General features: G+C 69.0%; 14 protein-coding genes. 7 read left to right on the top strand and 7 right to left on the bottom strand.

The window, feature by feature from the left end; translation table 11 throughout:
* The first annotated feature begins 179 nt into the window (after positions 1-179).
* Positions 180-1,751: an AMP-binding protein gene (locus Q8N10_RS00240; RefSeq protein WP_304776820.1), complete on the top strand. Its 1,572-nt coding sequence runs from the start codon at positions 180-182 to the stop codon at positions 1,749-1,751.
* A gap of 3 nt (positions 1,752-1,754) precedes the next feature.
* On the opposite strand, the gene Q8N10_RS00235 is transcribed toward Q8N10_RS00240, so the two are convergent.
* Positions 1,755-2,201, bottom strand: coding sequence for a GNAT family N-acetyltransferase (locus Q8N10_RS00235; protein WP_304776817.1), 447 nt, complete (start codon positions 2,199-2,201; stop codon positions 1,755-1,757).
* A 182-nt stretch (positions 2,202-2,383) separates the two neighbouring features.
* Here Q8N10_RS00235 and Q8N10_RS00230 point away from each other — a divergent pair, with 182 nt between their 5' ends.
* The 5 genes from Q8N10_RS00230 (at position 2,384) to Q8N10_RS00210 (ending at position 8,067) form a co-directional block, all read left to right on the top strand.
* Positions 2,384-4,018: a bifunctional diguanylate cyclase/phosphodiesterase gene (locus Q8N10_RS00230; RefSeq protein ID WP_304776814.1), complete on the top strand. Its 1,635-nt coding sequence runs from the start codon at positions 2,384-2,386 to the stop codon at positions 4,016-4,018.
* Positions 4,015-4,464, top strand: coding sequence for a hypothetical protein (locus Q8N10_RS00225; RefSeq protein WP_304776812.1), 450 nt, complete (start codon positions 4,015-4,017; stop codon positions 4,462-4,464). Before Q8N10_RS00230 ends, Q8N10_RS00225 begins: the two co-directional genes overlap by 4 nt.
* Before the next feature lie 86 nt (positions 4,465-4,550).
* Positions 4,551-6,320 carry a protein kinase gene (locus tag Q8N10_RS00220; protein ID WP_304776809.1) on the top strand — a complete coding sequence of 590 codons (1,770 nt, stop codon included), beginning with the start codon at positions 4,551-4,553 and terminating at the stop codon, positions 6,318-6,320.
* Between the two features lie 8 nt (positions 6,321-6,328).
* Positions 6,329-7,330 (top strand): type VI secretion system-associated FHA domain protein TagH, encoded by a 1,002-nt coding sequence (gene tagH / locus Q8N10_RS00215; RefSeq protein ID WP_304776806.1) that lies wholly within the window; start codon positions 6,329-6,331, stop codon positions 7,328-7,330.
* Positions 7,327-8,067, top strand: a complete 741-nt coding sequence (locus Q8N10_RS00210; RefSeq protein WP_304776801.1) for a PP2C family serine/threonine-protein phosphatase — start codon at positions 7,327-7,329, stop codon at positions 8,065-8,067. The genes tagH and Q8N10_RS00210 overlap by 4 nt, the downstream gene beginning before the upstream one ends.
* 170 nt (positions 8,068-8,237) lie before the next feature.
* On the opposite strand, the gene Q8N10_RS00205 is transcribed toward Q8N10_RS00210, so the two are convergent.
* The 6 genes from Q8N10_RS00205 to Q8N10_RS00180 form a co-directional block, all read right to left on the bottom strand.
* On the bottom strand, positions 8,238-9,140 hold the full coding sequence (locus Q8N10_RS00205) for a transglutaminase family protein (RefSeq protein ID WP_304776798.1): 903 nt from the start codon (positions 9,138-9,140) through the stop codon (positions 8,238-8,240).
* Entirely contained in the window at positions 9,137-11,671 is a 2,535-nt protein-coding gene (locus Q8N10_RS00200) for a circularly permuted type 2 ATP-grasp protein (RefSeq protein WP_304776796.1), read from the bottom strand. The genes Q8N10_RS00205 and Q8N10_RS00200 overlap by 4 nt, the downstream gene beginning before the upstream one ends.
* Positions 11,661-14,909, bottom strand: a complete 3,249-nt coding sequence (locus Q8N10_RS00195; protein ID WP_304776899.1) for a DUF2126 domain-containing protein — start codon at positions 14,907-14,909, stop codon at positions 11,661-11,663. The genes Q8N10_RS00200 and Q8N10_RS00195 overlap by 11 nt, the downstream gene beginning before the upstream one ends.
* 182 nt (positions 14,910-15,091) lie before the next feature.
* Positions 15,092-15,940 carry a transglutaminase family protein gene (locus tag Q8N10_RS00190; RefSeq protein WP_304776794.1) on the bottom strand — a complete coding sequence of 283 codons (849 nt, stop codon included), beginning with the start codon at positions 15,938-15,940 and terminating at the stop codon, positions 15,092-15,094.
* Between the two features lie 237 nt (positions 15,941-16,177).
* Positions 16,178-17,167 (bottom strand): hypothetical protein, encoded by a 990-nt coding sequence (locus tag Q8N10_RS00185; protein ID WP_305663837.1) that lies wholly within the window; start codon positions 17,165-17,167, stop codon positions 16,178-16,180.
* 251 nt (positions 17,168-17,418) lie between these two features.
* Positions 17,419-19,134 carry a calcium-binding protein gene (locus Q8N10_RS00180; RefSeq protein WP_304776789.1) on the bottom strand — a complete coding sequence of 572 codons (1,716 nt, stop codon included), beginning with the start codon at positions 19,132-19,134 and terminating at the stop codon, positions 17,419-17,421.
* 564 nt (positions 19,135-19,698) lie between these two features.
* Between Q8N10_RS00180 and Q8N10_RS00175 the strand changes: the two genes are divergently transcribed.
* Positions 19,699-21,489, top strand: coding sequence for a type I secretion C-terminal target domain-containing protein (locus Q8N10_RS00175; protein ID WP_304776786.1), 1,791 nt, complete (start codon positions 19,699-19,701; stop codon positions 21,487-21,489).
* The last annotated feature ends 50 nt before the right edge of the window (positions 21,490-21,539 follow it).

Below are 21,539 nucleotides of genomic sequence, written 5' to 3'. Positions count from 1 at the left end.
AATGTCGCAGCCTTGGCCGTGGCAGGATTTGCCGACCTCCGCAGTTTTTTCCCAACGACAGGTTGCGGTCCGAAGTCCGGTTCAATCGCCCGCGGTTGCGGATTGCCGTTGCGTCATCGCGCAGGGTTCCGGAAGATGACGCCGAACCGGCTGCTCAATGCCGGGCGGGGAGAATGGATATGAGCCAGGCTTCGGTTGGCGATCTGGAATCGCGCCTGAACGCGGCGATCGAGGTCGGGATGGCGCCCGCCGTCTGGGCGCAGGTGCAGCCCGACAAGGTGGCGGTCCATGAGCTGAACGGCCGCACGCGGACCTTCGCTGACCTCAACGCCAACGCCAACCGGATCGCCCGCCTGCTGCGGGAGCAGGGGCTGGGTCCCGGGGACTCCATCGCCCTGTTGTGCTCCAACCGGGTGGAGTTCGCCGACGTGTTGTTCGCCGCCCTGCGGGTGGGGGTGCGCATGAGCCCGGTAAACTGGCACCTGACCGCCGACGAGATCGCCTACATCATCGAAAACTGCGAGGCCAAGGCCCTGTTCGCCGACGCTGATGTGGCCACCGCGGTGGCGGCGGCCGGCCAGTGCCCGAACCTGGGGCTGAAGGTGGCCATCGGTGGGGACCTGCCGAGCTTCGTCAGGTACGAGGCGGCCCTGGCCCGGTTCTCCCCCGTCGACATCGACGATCCTGTGCGCGGCTACACCATGCTCTACTCGTCAGGCACCACCGGGCGGCCCAAGGGGGTGCACAAGCCGCAGGCGGTCGTGCCGGGCCATGACAAGACCTATGACCGCGAGACCGACATCCACCTCTGCACCGGCCCGGCCTATCACGCCGCGCCCCTGGCTGGAGATGTGCGCCGCGCCCTGACCAACGGGGTGCCCACCGTGCTGATGGATAAGTGGGAGTCCGAACTGGTCCTGAAGACCATCGAGGACTTCAAGATCACGCGGGGCCACTTCGTGCCGATCATGTTCCAGCGCCTGCTGGCCCTGCCGGAGGAGGTGAGGGGGCGCTACGACCTCAGCTCCCTGCGCAAGATCACCCATGGCGCGGCGCCGTGTCCGCCCGAGGTGAAACACGCCATCATCGCCTGGTGGGGGCCGGTGCTGAACGAATACTACGCCGGTTCCGAGGGTGGCGTCGGCTTTGTGGTGAGCTCCGAGGAATGGCTGAGGAAGCCGGGCACGGTGGGCAAACGGCCCGCGCCGCACGCCGCGCGCATCCTGGACGAGGCCGGCGAGGAATGTCCTGTCGGTGTCGCCGGCGCCATCTATATGCGCCTCGATATCCAGGGGGGATTCGACTACTTCAAGGACGACGCCAAGACCGAGGCCAACCGCCGCGACGGCTATTTCACAATGGGTGACATCGGCTATTTCGACGAGGACGACTACCTGTTCCTCACCGGCCGCAACGCCGAGACCATCATCGCCGGCGGGGTCAATATCTACCCGCAGGAGGTGGACAACGAGCTGATCAAGCACCCGGCCGTCGAGGACACCTGCACGGTGGGCGTGCCCCACGACGAACGCGGCGAGGAGGTTCGCGCGGTGATCCAGCTCAAGGCCGGCTATGAGCCCAGCGAGGCCCTGAAGCAGGAGATTCTGGCCTTCGCCCACGCCAATCTGGCCAAGTTCAAGATCCCCCGCCAGATCGACTTCGCCACCAGCCTGCCGCGTTCCGAGGCCGGCAAGATCCAGCGGAACAAGGTTCGCGCGCCCTACTGGGAGGGCCGCGCCCGGGCGATCTAGGCGTCAGTTCCGCTTGCGCAGCGGGCGCACGAAGCCTGCGTCCTGCTCATCGAAACCCGTCGCCTGGCAAAAGGCGCGCAGGCCTGCCTGGCCCTCGGGAACCGATATGTGCAGCTCGCCACAGCCGGCGCTTCGGGCCGCCTGGGAGGCGGCCTTCAACAACAGCCGTCCGATCCCGCGGCGACGCGCGTCGGGTCCGACCACCAAGGTGCTGACGAAGGCGCAGGGGAGATCGGCCAGCAGGGTCTGGCGGGCGTGGAAGACGATGAGCCCGCTGGGCGGCCCCCACTCGATGGCCAGCAGGATCGTGGCGCGCTCAGCCTTCAGCCGCTCCAGCCGCGCGGCCAAGGCGGCGGCGGCCAACAGCCCCGCCGCCTGCAGCAGTTCTGTGATCCCCGGCGCGTCGACGCTGTCGGCGGCGCGGATCTCGAGGCCATAGCGACTTGCCAAGCGGCTTCACCCCGAATGGAGACGACAGCGGTGGGCGGCCAATCCGCACCCGCGGCGGGGTTCTACCCTCTTGATCTCAGGTCCGCAGCCGCCGGCAGGGCAGATAATCCCGCCCCGCCCATGATCGATTAATCCTCACACGCTAAACGGGTCACGAGGATTCCGGCAGGATTGGCGACCATATGACGGTCAAGAGCGGCTTCGAAGCCCCGGCGCGCCGGTGGTCGATCTCGAACGCCGTCGCTATTCCGGCGTCCGTCGCCCTGTTGACGGTGGGGCTTTCGGGGGGCGTCGCAGGGACCCTGCACCCCGCCGCAGCGACCGCCCTGCTCGCCGGAGGCGCGATCCTCCTCGCCCGGGTCGTCAGCCAGGTCGTGCTGGCCGAGCGGCTGGCGGCGCGGCTGTTCGAGGGTGGCTCCACACGCAGCCTGCCCCATCTGCTCAGGGAGCTGGGACACCGCTTCGACGCGCTCAAGCATCGCGCCGCCAACATCCATCCCACCACCGGCATGCCGACCCGCGAGCCCCTGGCGGAGGAAATCCACGCCGACATCGCGCACGACTGCGGCCCGAGGCTGCTGGGCGCGATCCGGTTCGCCGACTTCGACCGCCTCGCGGCCTTCGACCTGGCCGCCGCCAACTCGGCCCTGAAGCGCTTCGCCCTGCGGCTCACCGCGGCCACCAGCGCCGCCCACGTCATCGCCCAGATCGACCGCGACTGCTTCGCCGTCTGGTTCCGCGGCCCCCCCGACCTGGAGGCCTCGTCGAGGGAATTCCGCGCGATCGTCTATGTCGCCGGCCAGGAACTGGCGGATGGCGCGACCCTGCTCACCCCCACCGTGGAGGCCGGGGCGGTCAGTTTCCCCCGCGACGGGAACGACGCGGGCCAGCTTCTGCTGCGGGTCACCGCCGGCCTGGCGCGGCCCGAGACTTCCCGGACCGGCGACCTCACCCTGCCCGAGCCGCCTTCGGCCGAGATCGCGCGGGAGGCCTTCACCCTGGAGCAGGGCCTGACCCGGGCGATCGCCGACGATCAGCTCACCATGGTCTTCCAGCCCGTGGTGGACCTGGCGGCGGGTCGGATTATCGGGGCCGAGGCGCTGCTGCGCTGGGATCACCCCAGCCTGGGTCCGATCTCGCCGGCGCGCTTCATCCCCATCGTCGAGCGGATGGGCCTCAGCGACAGCTATGGCCTCTGGGTCCTGAACGCCGCGTGCCGCGAGGCCCGGCTGTGGCAGGACGAGGGGCTGGCCGATCTCAAGGTGGCGGTGAACCTGTCGGCCCGTCAGCTGCTGGATCCTGGCCTGGTGGGGAAGGTGGAGCGGACCCTCAAGCGCCATGGCCTCAGCCCCCGGGCCTTGGAGTTGGAGCTTACCGAGACGGCCACCATGGCCGACGCCACCGGCACCCTGCGCCTGTTCGGCGACCTGCGAGCCATGGGGGTCAGCCTGGCCATCGACGACTTCGGCAGCGGCTACTCTAGCCTGAGCTACCTCAAGAACCTGCCCTTCGACAAACTGAAGATCGACCGGGAATTCGTCACCCAGATAGAGAGCCGGCGCGACAGCCGCGCCATCTGTAAGGCCCTGATCGAGCTCGGCCGGGGTCTCGACCTGCTGATCCTGGCCGAGGGCGTCGAGACCGCCGAGGAGGTCCAGACCCTGCATGACCTCGGATGCAACGTTTTCCAGGGTTATTACTTTTCCAAGCCTCTGACCGGCGAAGCCTTCCGCCGTCTGGTCCGCGATCCCCCCGCCTGGCGCGTCGCCGCGCCCCGTCCACGCCTGAAAGCCGCCGAAAGCCGCCGCTCCGCATGACCCGCTCCCCGATGCTCCCCCTCGTGCTGCTCGCCGCGGCCCTGGCGCTCAGCGCCTGCGCGAGCGGCCCCACCGCCGCCACGCCCGACTCGGCGACCGACCCGGCGCGCGGCTATGGCAAGATGGCGCCCATCCCCAACCCCGACGGCTCCAGGCCCGCGGCCGCTCCGCGTCCGGCCGCCCCTCGCCCGTCGCCCCAGGCGCCGGTGGCGAAGCCCGCCGCCCCCCGCCCCGCCGCCCCTGACGTCACCCCCAAGCCGGGGGCCAATGCAGCCCGCGCCGCCCAGCTGCGCGCCCAGGGGCTGGAGCAGCTCAATCGCGGGGCCATCGACCGGGCCGTGGCCCTGTTGTCCCAGGCAAGCCAGCTGGATCCGGGCAATGCGCTGATCCAGCGCGACCTGGCCCGCGCGGTCCGCATCCGCGGCGCCGTGCGCGCCAAGCCCTGATTCGGCCAACCACCCCTTAACGACTCCGCCTTAGGTTGCTGGCGAAGAGCCATGCGCCCCTGGCGTCAGGCGGAGGGTTAAGCGGAATGCGCCTGATCGGTCGTTACGAGCTTCGCGAACGCATTGGCGAGGGCGCCATGGCGGAGGTCTGGCGCGCCCATGATCCCAGCATCGACCGGGTGCTGGCCATCAAGCTGCTGAAGCAGGAATACCGGCGCAATGCCGAATATGCGATGCGCTTCCTGCGGGAGGCCAAGGCCGCCGGCGCGCTGGCCCACCCGTCCATCGTTACGATCTACGACGTCGGCGAGGCCGACGGATATCCCTACATCGCCATGGAGCTGCTGGAGGGGGAGTCCCTCGACCAGGTGCTGGCTCGGGAAGGCCAGCTCTCCGGCGACCGCGTCCTGGCCATCGGCGGCCAGCTGGCCGCGGCCCTGAGCTACGCCCACCTGTCGGGCGTCGTGCACCGGGACATCAAGCCCTCCAACATCATGCTGGGCCGGGACGGAACCTCCATCAAGATCCTCGACTTCGGGATCGCCCGGGTCGCCGAGGACGCCGCCTTCACGGATCAGGAACACGTCCGCACCCAGATCGGCCAGGTGCTGGGCACGCCGCGCTACATGAGTCCCGAGCAGGCCCTGGGCCAGGTGGTGGACGGCCGCTCCGACCTGTTCTCGGTGGGGGTGGTGCTATACGAGCTGATCACCGGCAAGCAGGCCTTTTCCGGGACCAGCGCCGCGACGCTCGCCCTCCAGATCACCCAGCAGAACCCGCCCTCCATCGCCACCGTGGAGCCGGGCTGCCCCGGCGGCCTGCGCTTCATCGTCGAGAAGCTGCTGGCCAAACGTCCCGAGCGGCGGTTCGCCGACGGCGCGGAACTGGCCCGCGCCCTGGCCCGCGAGGCCAAGGCCTATGAAGCCGTGCACGCCGAGGACTCGGCGCGCCGTAAGTACCTGCCCCTGCAGATCCGCTTGACCCTGGGCATGGTGGCGGTCACCGCGATCGCCCTGGCCATCAGCGTCAGCGCCGTGCTCGATCGCCAGTACCGCGCCATGGAGCGCATGGCGCTGGCGTCGGGCTCCTCGATCTCGGCCTTCGTGGCCAGCAACGCCGCCCTGCCGTCGGTGGAGAACTCGGCCGCCCTGCCGATGGAGCAGGACTGGACCCCGATCCAGGCCTTCATCGCCGCCGCCGCCAAGGACCAGTCCGTACGCTGGATGACCATGGTGGACGCCGAGGGGATCATCCGGGGCGCCAGCGATCCCAAGCTGCTGGGCGCCCGCTATCGCCCGCCCGTGGGTGAGGTGGTGGTGCAGCGCAACCGCCACGTGACGGTGACTGACATCAAGCTGGATGACGGACGCGACGGCTTCCGCTTCGTCCATCCCATCCTCTATGCCGACCGCAAGTTCGGCATGATCGAGGTCAGCATCAGTAAGGCCGAGCTGCAGGCCGCCGCCGACACCTCGCGCAACCTGATGCTGGCGCTCAGCACCCTGATCCTGCTGGTGGTGGGGATGATCAGCTTCACCCTGGCCAAGATGCTGGCCGCCCCCGTGCGCCGCCTGAAGCAGGCCCTGCGGGACGCCACCATGGGCGACCTGGATTTCCGCATCTCCCACGGCCGCAAGGATGAGTTCGGCGAGCTCTTCGACGGCTTCAACCTGTTCGCCACCGCGGTGCAGGAACGTCTGGAGGCGGCCGAGCGCCCCTCGGGCGGCCCGCGCGCCCTGGACGAGACCCGCATCGCGCCGACGGTCGCCGAGGCGCAGCCCAAGCCCGCGCCGGTCCAGCCCTCCAGCGCCGTGGGCACGCCCTTCGATCCCGCCTGGCCGCGACGCTCAGCGTAGGGGGGACGATGTACATCTGTCGCCTGTTCCACAAGGATCAGCCCTTCGAGCAGATCGAGGGGCGGCTGATCGCCGACCTTCCGGTCACCATCGGCCGTGACGTCTCGGCCGACTGGGCCCTGCCCGATCCCGACGGCACGCTGTCGCGTCTGCACTGCAGCCTGGAGATGGTCGACGGCCGGCTGCTGCTGAAGGACACCAGCACCAACGGGACCTTCCTGGCCGACGGTGCGCGCGCGCCGCGCGACCTGCCGGTGGAGATAAGCGCCCGCCAGAGCCTGCGGCTGGGCGCCTTCACCATCCTGGTGGAGGAGGCGCCCAACGACGAGGTCGCCGACGCCGGCCTGGCCACGACCCTGCACGCGCCCCTGGCGGCCCAGGTGACTCCCCTGCCGGCCACCTGGACCGACCCGCCGGCCGCGCCGTCGCCCCATCGCGACGCCTCCCTGCTGGAAGCCTTCTGCGACGGCGCCAAGCTGGACGCCTCAGCCCTCTCTTCGGAGGACCCCACCGACCTCATGCGGCGGTTGGGGGCCATCTACCAACAGACGGTGATCGGCCTGGCCACGCTGATGGCCGATCGCGCCCGCTTCAAGGGCGACCACGAGCTGGAGCGCACCACCATCCGGGCGGCCCAGAACAACCCGTTCAAGTGGGCGCCCACCCGCAAGGTGGCGCAGGACCTGCTGACCGGCGGCGACGCGGCCTTCCTGTCGGACGCAGAGGCGGTGCGCGCCTCCTTCGAGGATCTGAACCAGCACCTCGCGGCCCTGGCCCGGGGCGCGGACGCCGCGGCCGAGGTCGTCCTGCAGAGCTTCGCGCCGGAGACCATCGAAGCGGAAGCCAAGTCGCAAGGCTCCATGCTTCGCAGCCGCCAGGCCGTATGCTGGGACATCCACAATCGCCGCCACGCGGCCCTCACCAGCCGCGCCGAGGGAACTCAGGACGACGCCCTGCGGCGCGCCTTCGCCGAGGCCTACAGCCGCGCGACGGACCCCGAGGCCCGGTGAGCGCCCTGGCCCAATCGCCGGAAGCCTCGCCCCTGAGATTCCGCTCAGTTTCCCGCAGCCACGCCGGCCGCCGGCGCACGGTCAACGAAGACCGCCTGCTGGAGTGCGGGGCCCAAACCCTGTGGGCCGTGGCCGACGGCATGGGCGGGCACCAGGCCGGCGATGTCGCCGCCAGCCGGCTGATCGAAGCCCTGTCCCACGTGGAGCACGGCGCCTCGGGCTATGCCTGCATCGCCGACATCGAGGGCGAGGTGCGCCGGGTGAACGCCGAGCTGTTCGCCGAACAGGCGGCCTCGGGCGCGACCAGCGGATCGACGGTGGTGACCCTGCTGGCCCATGAGGGCCACTATGCCTGCCTCTGGGCCGGCGACAGCCGCGCCTATCACCTGCGGCAAGGGACAGTGTCGGCGATCACCCGCGACCACAGCGTGGTGCAGGAACTGGTGGACGGGGGCGCCTTGCCCGAGGCCCGCCGCAAATCCCATCCCAGCGCCCACGTCATCACCCGCGCGGTGGGATCTGCGCCCTCCATCGACCTGGACCGCCGCTTCGCTCCCATCCAGGCCGGCGACCTCTTTGTGCTGTGTTCCGATGGCCTGACCGCCTGCGTCACCGAGGACGAGCTGGCGGGGATCGACCGCCACGACCTGGCCGCCTCGGCCGACTGGCTGCTGGCGACGACCCTGGCCCGTCAGGCACCGGACAATGTGAGCTTTATCCTCATCGCCGCCGACTGATCAGCCGGTGGGCGGCATAGATCACCGGCACGGCCAGGCCCGCGATCCAGTGCGCGAGGAGGAATTCGCATTATCAACACAATGGCGAGCGGTTCGCATTATCGGGTGCGAGCGCGTGGCATTTGCGCGACATCGGTGACGGCCGGACTTAACCCAGCTCGAGGCGGGGCTCAGGGGTGGAGGGGGGCGACGGCCTCGGTTTCCGGAGCGACGTCGACCTCGACCTTCAGGGTCTGGACCCCGGGGGCCAGGATGATGCCGTCGATGGGCGCGACGTCGGAATAGTCGCGGCCCACCGCCAGCACGATATGGTCGTTCTGGGTGAGAATCGCGTTGGTGGGATCCAGGCCGACCCAGCCGGCGACGTCCCCACACCAGAGCGACACCCAGGCGTGGGTGGCGTCGGCGCCCTCCAGCCGGGGACGGCCGGGGGGCGGGATCGTTCGGAGATAGCCGCTGACATAGGCGGCCGGCAAGCCCAGGCCGCGCAGGCCCGCGATCATGATGTGGGCGAAGTCCTGGCAGACCCCGTGGCGCGCGGCGAAGGCTTCGGGGGCCGGGGTGGAGACCGTCGTGGCTTCCGGGTCGTAGACGAACTCGGCGTGCATCCGGGTCATCAACTCAGCCGCCGCCTCCAGGATGGGCCGGCCGGCGGGGAAGCTCTCGCGGGCATACTCGGTGATCGCCGGGGTGATGGGGGTGCGGCGGGTTGGATAGAGGAAGGTCGCCGGGCCATCGGGGCTCAGGGCGCGGCTCCTATAGGCCTGATCCCGGATCTGCGACCATGGGGGGGTGGCGGCCGGCTGCGGCGGGGGCGGCGCGTGGACGTCGATCCGGGAGCGGCCCTCGATGATCAACTCACGGTGCGGGTTGTCGAGGACCACGGTCAGGGTCTTCTCGCCGAAGGGGCCGACAGCTTCGTGGCTGGTGGACGGCTTGGGGGTGACCGACACTGTGCTGCTCAGGACGGTTTGGGAGGCCGAAGACAGTGGGGTAAGGCGCAGCACGCAGCGGGCGAAGGTCACCGGGTCTTCGTAGGTGTAGGTGGTGCGATGGCGCAGGCCGTAGATCACGCCAAGGCCGACAGCTTCAGGGTGGGGACCGCATTGGCGCCCTGCAGGAAGTAACGGTCGGCCACCGCGCCGGAGAGGTCCATGAGCGCGCGCTCGAACGCCAGCATCTTGGCGGTGGTGAGGTTGCGGGCGTCGGCGGTCTCGATCTCGGTGGCCAGCGGCAGCAGGATGCGGCTGGGTTCCTCCAGCATGCCGTCGTCCAGCAGCGAGGGCAGGACCGCCAGGTGGTCCTTGAGGGTCTGGGCCTGGAAGGCCAGGGACCGGGTGTTGTACGGATCGAGCAGCAGCATGTCGCGCACCGGCGTCAAGGCCAGGCCCACCAGGTAGCGGGCCCGGTAGGTGATCTGGCTGTCGGCGAGGTCGAGCAAGAGGTCCAGGTCATCGGTGGTGGCCTCATCGGGCGCCAGGGTGTGGGCCAGGCGGCAGGTGTTGATGCCGCGTTCGATCCGGCGGCCCATATCGAAGAACCGCCAGCCGGCCACACGGTTCATATTTTCCTGTGACAGGCCGGAAAGGGCCGCGACCAGCTGCAGGGCGCTTTCGATCTGTTGCAGGGCTTCGGCTTCGGACAGCGGGTTCTGCGCGCCTTCCGCCAGCTCCTTCTCGAGGTTCAGCAGCAGAGCCCAGAAGTCCACCGACAGACGCTCGCGCATGCTGGCCGCCGCGCGCTGGGCGGCGCGCACCAGATAGATCACCGAGCCGTAGGCCTTCTGATCGTGGAGGGCGTTGCGCGCCGCTTCCAGGGCCGGAGCCCCAAGCGCCTCCTCGTCGAGGGCGCCCCATTCGATGAGCAGCTTCTGGAGGCAGGCCAGGGTCTCACCGGTGGTGTGCAGAGCGGTCTCGGAATCCATCAGGCTCGTGCAGAGGCTGCGGGCCAAGCGAAGGGTGGCCTCCGCGCGCTCCAGATAGCGGCCGAGCCAGAACAGGTTGTCCGCCGCCCGGCTGGGCAGATGCCCCAGGATCCGCCGGACCTTCACCTCTTCCTTGCTGGCCATCAGCGTCATGCGCTCCACCGGCTTGTCGTCCATCACCCAGACGTCGGCGGTGCAGGCATCTTCGCCCATGGAGATGGCGCGCACGTCCAGGCGCTCGGAGGTGCGGCAGAAGCCGCCGGGCATGACCTTCCAGCCTTCCGGCGTCCAGGCTGCGTAGACCCGCAGCACGAAGGGGGCGGGCTCGAGGCGGCCGTCGCGGAGCACCGGCATCGTCGAAAGCCGCACCACCTCCTGCCCGACAAAGTCGCCCGGGCGGTCGCGAAGTTGGGCCAGCAGGATGGCGCGGGCCTCCGGCGTCAGGTCCGAGACCAACTGCGGCCGGGTCAGCCCGCCGGTGTCGAGGCGCGCGTTGAAGGCCGGGGCGATGGCCAGGCGGTCGAGGTTGGCCTCGACCATCTCACGCTCGCGCGGCTGGCCGCACCACCAGGTGGCGACATTGGGCAGGCGAAGCTCCTCACCCAGCAGCCGGCGGCTCAGCAAGGGCATGAAGCCCAGCAGCGCCTTGGACTCCGCCACCCCGGAACCCGGCATGTTGAGCACCACCACCCCGCCCGAGCGGATCGCCTCCAGCATGCCCGGCGTGCCCAGGCGCGAGGCGCTGTTGAGCTCAAGGGGATCGAGGAAATCGGCGTCGACGCGGCGCAGGATCACATCGGCGCGCTTGAGCCCGGCGATGGTGCGCACATAGACGCGGCCGTCGCGGGCCACCAGATCGTCGCCCTCCACCAGCAGGAACCCCAGGTAGCGGGCCAGGTGAGCCTGCTCGAAATAGGTCTCGCTGAAGGGGCCGGGGCTGAGCAGGCATATGCGGGGGTCGGAGCGGTCTGCGGCGGCCGCCAGGCCCCGGCGGAACGCGTCGAAGAAGGGCGCCAGCCGCTCCACGTTCATGGCGTTGTAGAGGGTGGGATAGGCGCGGCTGAGCACCAGCCGGTTCTCCAGGGCGTAGCCGGCTCCGGAGGGGGCCTGGGTGCGGTCGTCGAGCACCCACCAGCGGCCGTCCGGGCCCCGCCCGAGATCGGCGGCGTATATCTGCAGGTGACGGCCGCCGGGAGGGCTGACGCCACGCATGGCGCGCACGAAGTCGATGCTGCCGGTGAGGGCGGCGGCCGGTATAGAGCCGTCGGCGACGAGGCTGGCCTCGCCATAGATGTCGCCCAGCAGCGCTTCCATCAGCCTGGCCCGCTGGATCACCCCAGCCGCGATCTCGCCCCACTCCTTCTGGCCCAGGATCAGGGGCAGGGGATTAAGCGGCCAGCTGCGTTCGCTCTCCTCACCATAGATGCGGTAGGAGACCCCGGTGTCGCGGATGTGCCGGGTGGCCAGGCCAAACCGGCTATTGAACTCGCCCTCGGGATATTCCGCGAAGTCCCCAAGCAGGCTCAGCCAGTGGTCGCGGGGGCGGCCCAGGGCGTCGAACAGCTCGTCCGGAATGCCGGTCAGGGGTTTGTAGCCCTTCAGCCAGCCTGACAGCCGGCGCGCGGCCGTGGGCTCCAGATGCTCCTGCCGTCGATCGGCGGTGGTGGTGTCAGCGGCCAACCGAGGTCCTCAGGTCCAGCGTCATGGGAAACTCGTCGCTCCGTTCGTCGGCAGGCAGGCGTCGGACGCCTGGACTGTGACCCTGCATCTCGAAGCGCGCCCGACGCCTGGCCTGGGCTTCGTAGGCGTTGACCGGGAAGGTATCATAGTTCCGGCCTCCGGGATGGGCCACGTGATAGACGCAGCCGCCCAGCGACCGGTTGTTGGCCCGGTCGAGGATGTCGAAGGTCAGCGGCGCGTTCACCGGCAGAGTGGGGTGCAGCCCGCTGCGCAGCTTCCAGGCCTTGTAGCGAACCCCGGCCACCGCCTGCAGCGACACCCCGGTCGGCGTCATGGGCAGAGCCCGGCCATTGCAGGTGATGATGTGCCGCTCGGGGATGTAGCCGTCGGCCATGACCTGCAGCCGCTCAACCGAGGAGTCCACGAACCGCACGGTTCCGGAGCCAGAACTCTCCTCCCCCATCACGTGCCAGGGCTCCAGCGCATGGCGCAGCTCCAGGCTGACGTCGCCATACCGGACCTGTCCGTGAACCGGGAACCGGAAGGCCCGCTGGGCCTCGTACCAGCGCGGGTCGAAGTCGTAGCCCGCGCCGCCGAGGTCAGCCAGGACCGCCTGGAAGTCGTTCCAGACGAAGTGGGGCAGCATGAAGCGGTCGTGCAGCGCCGTGCCCCAGCGCACCAGGCGCCCGGTCTGGGGTTCCCGCCAGAACCAGGCGATCAGGGCGCGGATCAGCAGGTGCTGGGCCAGGCTCATCCGGGCCTCCGGCGGCATCTCGAAGCCGCGGAACTCCAGCAGCCCCAGTCGGCCTGTGGGGCCGTCCGGCGAGTAGAGCTTGTCGATGCAGATTTCGGTGCGGTGGGTGTTGCCGCCGACATCGGTGAGCAGGTTTCGCAGCAACCGGTCCACGAGCCAGGGCGCGGGCGTCTTCTTGCCCGGCGCCGGGATGGCGGCCAGGGCGATGTCGAGTTCGTAGAGGGCGTCGTGCCGCGCCTCGTCGATCCGGGGCGCCTGGCTGGTCGGACCGACAAACAGCCCGGAGAACAGGTAGGACAGGGACGGATGGCGCTGCCAGTAGATGAGCAGGCTCTTCAGGACGTCGGGGCGGCGCAGGAAGGGCGAGTCATCGGGGGTGGCGCCGCCCACCACGACGTGGGCCCCGCCGCCGGTGCCGGCGTGCCGCCCGTCGGTCATGAACTTGTCGGCGCCAAGGCGGCAGGCGCGGGCGTCCTCATAGACCCCGGTGGTGATCTCCACGGCCTCCCGCCAGGTGGCCGCCGGCTGCACATTGACCTCGATCACCCCGGGGTCGGGGGTGACCTTCAACACGTCCAGGCGTGGATCGGCCGGGGGCGGATAGCCTTCAAGGCGAAGCGACAGGTCCTGGGCCGCGGCGTCCAGTTGCGCCACCAGTTCGAGGTAGTCCTCCGCCCGCGCCAGCGGTGGCATGAAGACATAGAGGTGGCCGCCACGGGGTTCGACCGTGATGGCGGTCCGCACGATCGGCGTCTTGCCCTTTCCCGCCGGCCGGGGCGGGATCATGTCCGGCAGGTCCAGCGCCGCAAAATCGGGCAGGGGCGCGCGCTCTTCGTAGGGGTCGCGCGGGACGATGCGCGGATAGTCCTTGGGATCGACCTCCGGAAGGCTGTCCAGCGGCAGTCGCAGGCCCATGGGGCTGTCGCCGCCGATCAGGTAGAGCCGATCCCGGCGGAACACCCAGGCCTCGCTCAGCCAGCCGCCGCCTTCGGCCTTGGCTGTGGCGCGACGTAGGGGCAGGACATAGCCCACGGTCTTGGAGGGACCGCCCTCCAGGTTGCGGCGCAGGCGCGCGCGGGCGTCTGTCCCGTCCAGCTCATGGTCGGTGACCGCGACATTGGCCGGTAGGTCGGCCTCTGTCTTGATCGTCAGCAGGGGATCTTCCCGGGCCGGCAGGATGAGGCCGGGATCAATCCCGAGACGGTGCGCCAGGCGCTGGATCAGGCCGCGGGCGTCGGCCACGGAGGCGGGGCGGTGGGTCTCGCCAACCGTTTCGCCGTCGCGCCAGATCGATACCCCGTCGCGGCGCCAGTAGAGTCCCAGCGCCCAGCGCGGCAGGGGCTCCCCCGGATACCACTTGCCCTGCCCATAGTGGAGCATCCCGCCAGTCCCGAACCGTTCGCGCAGCCGCAGCAGCAACTGCTCGGCGATGATCGGCTTGGTGGGGCCCGAAGCGTCGATGTTCCATTCGGCGGACTCGAAGTCGTCGATGGAGACGAAGGTCGGTTCGCCGCCCATCGTCAGGCGAACGTCCTGAGCCTGCAGGTCAGCCTCGACCCGGTCGCCCAGGGCGTCGAGGGCGCTCCAGTCCGTCTCCTCGAAGGGACGGGTGATGCGGATCGGCTCGACGATCCGCGTGACGCTCATCGCGAAGTCGAAATGGTCGGCGGGCCGGCTCGCGCCCCCGGTGATCGCCGCGGCGGAATTGTAGTGCGGCGAGGCCGCCAGCGGGATGTGGCCTTCGCCGGTCAGCAGGCCCGAGGTGGCGTCGAGGCCAATCCAACCCGCCCCCGGAATATAGACCTCGGCCCAGGCGTGCAGGTCGGTGAAATCGGTCTGGGTCCCCATGGGTCCCGCGACCGGATCGATATCGGCCTTCAGCTGCAGCAGGTAGCCGGAGACGAACCGGGCGGCCAGGCCCAGGCGGCGGAGAACCTGGACCAGCAGCCAGGCGCTGTCGCGGCAGGAGCCCGACCCCAGGGACAGGGTGGCGTCGGGGCTCTGCACCCCCGGCTCCATGCGCACCACATACGAGACGGCGCGCTGGATCTTGGCGTTCAGCCCGACGATGAAGTTGACTGTACCCTGACCGGCCGGGCGCAGGTCGGCGACCGCGGCGTCCAGCAGCGGCCCGCCGTCGTCAGCCACCAGATAGGGCGCCAGGTCCTGGGCGAGATCCGGCGGATAGGCGAACGGCAGGGTCTCGGCATAGGGCTCGACGAAGAAGTCGAAGGGATTGACCACCGTCATCTCGGCGGTGAGATCCACCTCGATGCTGCACTCACGGGTCGGTTGGGGGAAGACGATCCGCGCCAGCCAGTTGCCGTGGGGATCCTGCTGCCAGTTGATGAAGTGCGCCGCCGGCGTGATCTTCAGCGAATAGCTGGTGATCGAGGTGCGGGTGTGGGGCGCAGGGCGCAGGCGCACCACGTGCGGGCCGAGCTCGACCGGCTGGTCGTAGCGGTACCGGGTGACATGGTTCAGCGCGGCGATGACCGACAGGTTGGTCTCCTCTTGGCGATGGCCGCCCAGCCTTAGCCCACCCCGGCAGGATTGTGGGGAACTTTACCGTGGCGCGGAATCAGAGCGAGCCCGGCTGCGCGCCGCAGGTGTGCCCTGAAGCCGGCGACGCAAAAAAGCGGCAGCGGGGCTCTGTGAGCGGAGTGTCAGGCCGCCGCCATCCGCGCGTCCGGTTCACCTGTGTCCGCCGCCTCGATCTCCTCGGTGACGACTTCGAACTGGGTCAGGATGGCTTGGCCGAAGGTGTGGGTGATCGCCACGTCGGCGGCGTCGCGGCCTCGGGCGACCACGATGCGCCCGATCCGCGGGACATTGTGGCGGGCGTCAAAGGTGAACCACTCCCCATCCAGATAGGCTTCGAACCAGGCGCTGAAGTCCATCGGAGCCGCGCTGGCAGGCACGCCGACATCGCCGAGATATCCCGTGCAGTAGCGGGCCGGGATGTTCATGGCGCGGCACAGGGCGACGGCCAGGTGCGCGAAGTCCCGGCACACCCCGACCTGCTCATCGTGACCCTCCGCCGCGGTGCGTGTGGGCCGGGCGTTGTGATAGCCGAAGGTGATGCGGTCATGGACATAGTCGCAGATCGCCTGCACCCGCGCCCAGCCGGGCGTGACACCGCCGAAGTTGCGCCAGGCCAGATCGCCGAGCCGATCGGTCTCGCAGTAGCGGCTGGGCAGCAGGTAGGGCAGGGCGTCGACCGGCAGGGCCTCCACGGGAAGCTGTCCCGCGCCCGGCGCCAGCCGGTCCGGCAGGCCGCTGTCGCGAACGACGAACTCCGCGGAGAAGGTGATGGGTCCGGCGGGCGCCAGGACCCGGGTGGCCAGGTTGCCGAGCGCATCCTGTTCACGGGTGACCTCGGCCCCGGGGTCCGTGCGCAGCTTGTCGTCTGTCACCAGGTCGGCGCGGCGGTCCGGATGGACGCTCAGCAGCAGGTGGATGGGCATGGGGTTCAGGCAGTCGAACCCAATTCGGTAGCCGGCTCGGATCAGCATTGGCGGTCTCTGGCGGTGTTGACCAAGGCGGCGGCGGGCCGCCCGTGGTGGCGTTGAGCAATCCGGACGAGCCGGTCCCGCACCAACGTCAAAGGCCGCGGCTCCGTTCCGGCGGCCGGACCCCTGGCTGCGCCGGCCTTGGCGGGGACATCCGCGGGTCAGCGGCCATGGAAGAGACGGTCGTCACTCCGCTTCTCCAACGACGCGATAGGGCTCAACCGCGGGGCGCCGCCAGGTTCACCGACGGCTGATGCGGGCGCGGGCTTCCAGCTCTCCGATCCGGCGCAGCAGGTATGTGCTGTCATCGGCCGACACCGTCATACGAGCGTAGGCGGCTTCAAGGCGGGCGAGATCGCCTTGCGTCTCACGGATGTCCAACGCCTCTCGCCGCGTGATGGCGCCTGATCGCTCATTGGCGGCCACGGCGGTGAGGATGTCCGCCAGGCGAGCCCGCGGACTTATCGCCTGAAGGGGGCCCTGGGGGCCGTCGCCAATGCGCTCGTCCAGGGCGTCCAGACGCGCGTCGAGGTCCTCGCGCTCTCGGGCGCTTATGCCGTCGCGCGCAATGCTGGCTTCAAGCTGGATCAGGGCCAGGTAGTCCGCGCGCAAGCGCGTCCCTTGCGTGCGCGTGATGCGCCGGCTGGCGACGGCGGAGTTTACTCTGGACTCAAAATCCGCCCGGCCGTCGGCAACGCTCGCGCCGGTGTCGTCGTAAGCCTCACCGGGCTGGTCGAGCCGCTGCGTGATGGCGCCATAGCGTTCGCCCAGGTCGGCGCGTTCCTGCGCCGTGAACCGCCCGTCAGCGGCATACTGGTTCTCAAGCATGACGAGGTTCGAGAAGTCCGCCCTCAGCCGGTTTGCAGAGCCTGCGGACAGGGCGCCGGCGCGGACATCGCCATCGAGCCGCGCCTGAAACTGACCCTGAGCCGCGCTCAACGGCCTTTCGCCGCGCTGCCACCTGGCGTCCAGAGAGCTTCCTTGACCGAGCAAGGCCTCAAGCACCTGGCCAAAGCGCTCTTGATTGCTGCTCTGAGCCAGAGCCGCGGGAGCCGGCGACAGAGCTAGGGCGAAGGCGGCGGCGGCGGATAAGGATTTCAGGGACAACATGAGTTCTACCTTTTCGAGCGCAGGAGCCGGGCCGATGCACATGCTTCGGAATGGGGAGCTCTGCTGCAACGCGGCGTGGGACTGAGAGAAATGATGCGCCTTCGAATAGAAGCGCCTCACCCTCAACGCGCAGCTTGGCCATAAGCTCCCAGGCCTGGTGCGACAGTCCCGGTCCGACCCGAAGTTCAGAGGAGCTATTGGATGTCGTCTCGCGCAGATGGCCACGAAATCGGCCTTGCGCCACGGCCGGCGTCAGCGTTGGCAACGCTTTGAGACAGGGAGTCGTCCGATCCCCCACCGATCCTCCGGCAGGCAAGTCCGCTATCGCGATGGGTAGCGGGGCGGCCGCAAGGCCGCCCCGTCCGGCGTCCTCAGGAGAAGACGAAGTCGCCGCTGCTCAGGCTGGCCAGGATCACGCCCTGCGGCGTGATCGAGTGGGCGGCGTCCAACGCGATCACCACCGAGCTCCCGACCTGGGAGGCGTGGCTTATCAGGTCCCCAAAGCTGCCCACCAGTGTGTGGTCGATCTGGATGCTGTCGTTCTGCGCTTTGAAGTCGGTGATCGTATCGTTGCCGAAACCAGCGCCGAAGACAAAGCGGTCCGGCCCGTTCCCGCCCGTCAGGATGTCATTGCCGGCCCCACCTGAGAGGGTGTCGGAGCCATTCTCGCCGGAGAGTTGGTCGATGCCCGCCCCGCCGAACAGCTGGTCGCCGCCGTTACCGCCAAAGAGGTTGTCGGCCCCGCCGGCGCCATTGACGGTGTCGTCGCCATTGCCGCCCTCGATACGCTCGTCAGCTTCTGTCCCAGACAGGGCGTCGGCCTTCACCGTGCCCAGGATGTTGGCCCCATTGGCGACACCGCCAACCGCCACGCTGACCGTCGCGGTGCTGGTCGCGCCCGCCGAGTCGGCCATCACATAGGTGAAGCTGTCCACGGCGGTCTGGCCGGCGGTCAGCAGGTCCTGGCTGTCGGCGTCGGCGGTATAGACCACCTTGCCATCGACGATGGCGACGCTGGCGCCGCTGGTGGTGGCAGAGACCGACACCAGGGTCTTGGAGTCGCCGGCGTCAACATCGGTGTCATTGGCCAGGACGTCCAGGGTCAGCGACTGGTCTTCGGAAACCGAGCCCGCGTCGGCCAGGGCGACCGGCCCGTCATTGACGCCAGTGACGGTCATGGTCACCGAGGTCGTGCTCTCGCCGCCGGCGGAATCGCGGACCGTGTAGCTGAAGTTGTCGGTGGTCGTCGCGCCGGCGCTCAGCGATTGGAAGGCCGAGCCTGTGGCGTAGATGACGGCGCCGTCGGCGTTGGCGATCGCCGACCCGATCGTACCGGCCGTGTCGACCGAGACCAGGGTCTTGGTGTCGCCTGCGTCTGCGTCGGTGTCGTTGGCCAGGACGTTCAGCGTCACCGCCGCGCCATCCTCGGTCGCTGCGCCGCTGTCGGCCACGGCCACAACGCCATCGTTGACGCCGGTGACAGTCATGGTGACGGTGGCGGTGCTCGTCAGGCCCGCCGTGTCCTTCATCGTGTAGCTGAAGGTGTCGGTGGCCGTTTCGCCGGCTTTCAGCGCCTGGAAGTTGGCGCCCGGATTGTAGCTCACCGTGCCGTCGGCGTTGGCGGTCGCCGACCCGATCGTGCCGGCCGTGTCGACCGAGACCAGGGTCTTGGTGTCGCCCGCGTCGGCGTCGGTGTCGTTGGCCAGGACGTTCAGCGTCATCGCCGCGCCATCCTCGGTAGCCGCGAAAGCGTCAGCGACGGCGACCGGCGCCACATTGCTGGGGCCGAAGGTGGCGTTGAGCGAGATGTTGTCCAGGCCAAAGGCGCCAGGGCCGGTGAAGTTGGCCGGGATGATTTCGATGAAGGTCAGTTTGTAGTCGCCCGCGCTGAGCGCGTTCAGGGTCGCGCCAATGTCCAGCGACACCTGGGTCACGGGGCTCCAGGCGGAATCCCGGAACGGCGCCGCAAAGTGATAGAAGTTGGCCACAGTGGTCCCGCCCTGGGTGAGCAGGACGTCGAACGTGCGAACCGCGCCGCTATAACTGGTGGTGGAGGCGAAATCGAACTTCAGGATCGCCGAGGACACCGTGTCCTCGATGTGAATCGTCTGGGACAGCGTAAACTGGCCAGGGCTGCCGTCGAAACCGTTGAAAGCCGTTTAACCGTTAATCGGAGTGGCGGAGCCGCCGGCGACGTTACGCAGGAACCACGCCGGAGCGCCTGAATCCGAATAGGCGATCTGAGTATTGCCGCTCCCACCGGCAATTTCAGATGGTCAAGGTCGACTTCTAAAGTCCTGCGGCGCCGAGCGCCGGTTCGCCCTGCCTGAAGTTTGGGCTGACAAAGCTCGTGAGGGCCCTACGCACGCGACGCCTGGTGAGGGGCCTTTCCGGACTCTCGGCCGGCGAATGGGCGGGATGAGCTAGCGGCCCAGCCAGGCGGCGAAGTGGACGGATGGTCACGCCTTGACCGGTAAGTCGCCGCAATATCGCCGCAGGGACCTCATTATTAGTAATCTCGCGTCACGGGAGAATAAAGCGTGGCCATTAGACAGAAAAACCGGCGTTACAATTGTTCTCGGGACCGCGCTCGTATGGAGCAAGCCATGCCCGTATTCAAATAGGCGCCCTCATCGGGGATTAAAGTTAGCGTGGCTATTGGATCATACGAGGACTTCTGGCGCGCGCTTGGCCAGAACGAGTCCGGCAACAACTATTCGTTCGTGAGCAGCCTCGGCTATCTCGGTCGCTTCCAGTTCGGGGAAGAGGCCCTGCAGGCGGTCGGCTTCTACAATGGGGACTCAACCTCGACGATCGACTTCACCGGGAGCTGGACGTCCAAGGCTGGCGCCTTCGGGGTGTGGGACAAGTCGAGCTTTCTGAGTTCGCCGGCGGCTCAGGACGCGGCCACACAGGCCTGGTTCTCCAAGGTCAACGACGACGTGACCGCCTTGGGCCTCAAGTCGTACATCGGGCAGTGGATCGGCGGCGGACCGATCACCGAGTCGGGGCTGGTCGCCGGAGGGCACCTCGTCGGCGTCTGGGCGCTGAAGTCCTTCCTGGAGTCCGGGGGCCGCATCGACACGCCGGACGGCTACAACACCCCCGTCTCGGAATATGTGCGCCGCTTTGGCGGGTACGACACTCCGTTCTCGCCGGGCGGCGGTGTGCAGCCGCCGGCGCCTTCCGCCGACCAGGTGCTGACCGCGGCCTACCCGGGGGCAAGCCTTGCCGGGGGGGCGGGCTCCGACACCCTCAATGCGAGCCAGGGCAGCGACCAGCTGGCCGGGGGGGCTGGTGCTGACACCTTCGCCTTCAAGGCCATGCCCTGGAGCGCCGGGCGGATCACCGACTTCCAGGTGGGGACCGACAGGCTCGATCTCTCCGCGATCTACGCCAACGGCTATCGCGGCGCGAACCCCGTGGCGGATGGCTATGTCAGCTTCGCCGCGGACGGCCAGGGCGGCGCCAAGGTCATGCTGGACGTCGACGGGCCTGATGGCGGCAGCACCATCCAGTACCACGTCGTCTCACTGGAGGGGGTGGCTCCAGGCGGACTCAACGCCGCCAATGTGTTCGGCGCAACGACCTCCCAGCCTGGGGCGCCAGCCGCCGGCGGGGGGCAGATCCTGACGTCGGCCTATCCAGGCGCGACGCTCGCGGGCGGCTCGAGCGCCGACGTCCTCAACGCGAGCCAGGGGAGTGACAGGCTCACGGGAGGCGGGGGCGCCGACACGTTCGTGTTCAAGGCGATGCCCTGGAGCGCGGGTCGCATCACTGATTTCCAGGTGGGAACCGACCGACTCGACCTTTCGGCGCTGTATGCCAATGGCTACGGCGGCTCCGATCCGGTAGCCGACGGCTATATCCGCCTCATCGCCGACGGCGTGGGCGGCACGAAGGTGATGATGGACGTGGACGGCTTCGCGGGCGGAAGCACGATCGCCTACCACGTGGTGACTCTGGAAGGGGTCTCGCCGAGCGGCCTGTCAGCAGCCCAAGTCCTAGGCGGCGGCCCCTCGGCGCCAGCCGCCGCCGGCGAAGGCCGCGTCTTGATCTCGGACTACCCAGGCGCCCCGCTTGTAGGGGGTTCGGGCGCGGACACCTTGCAGGCCAGCCGCGGCGCCGACCAGCTGACCGGCGGCTCCGGAAGGGACCATTTCGTCTTTGGCGACCTGCCCTGGAGCGCAGGGCGAATCACCGACTTCCAGCCCGGGGCCGATGTCCTGGACCTCCGGCCCCTGTTTGCTCAGGTCGGATATCGCGGGGGCGACCCCCGGGCGGACGGCTATCTGCGCCTGGAGGACAACGGCCATGGTGGGACGACAGTCCTGTTCGACTCCGACGGCTGGGGGTCGAGCAACCCTTGGTCCACCACCATCACCCACCTCGACGGGGTCAAGCCAGCGGCACTGAGCAGCTCGGATTGGCTTTTCAACTAGCGCCCCCGTCCGAGGTTCGCCCTTACCCTTGACGACGTCCCACCTCCGCC

The sequence above is a fragment of the Phenylobacterium sp. genome (genome assembly GCF_030693625.1).
Taxonomy (GTDB): domain Bacteria; phylum Pseudomonadota; class Alphaproteobacteria; order Caulobacterales; family Caulobacteraceae; genus Phenylobacterium; species Phenylobacterium ferrooxidans.
This window is presented reverse-complemented; position numbering and strand designations above follow the sequence as displayed.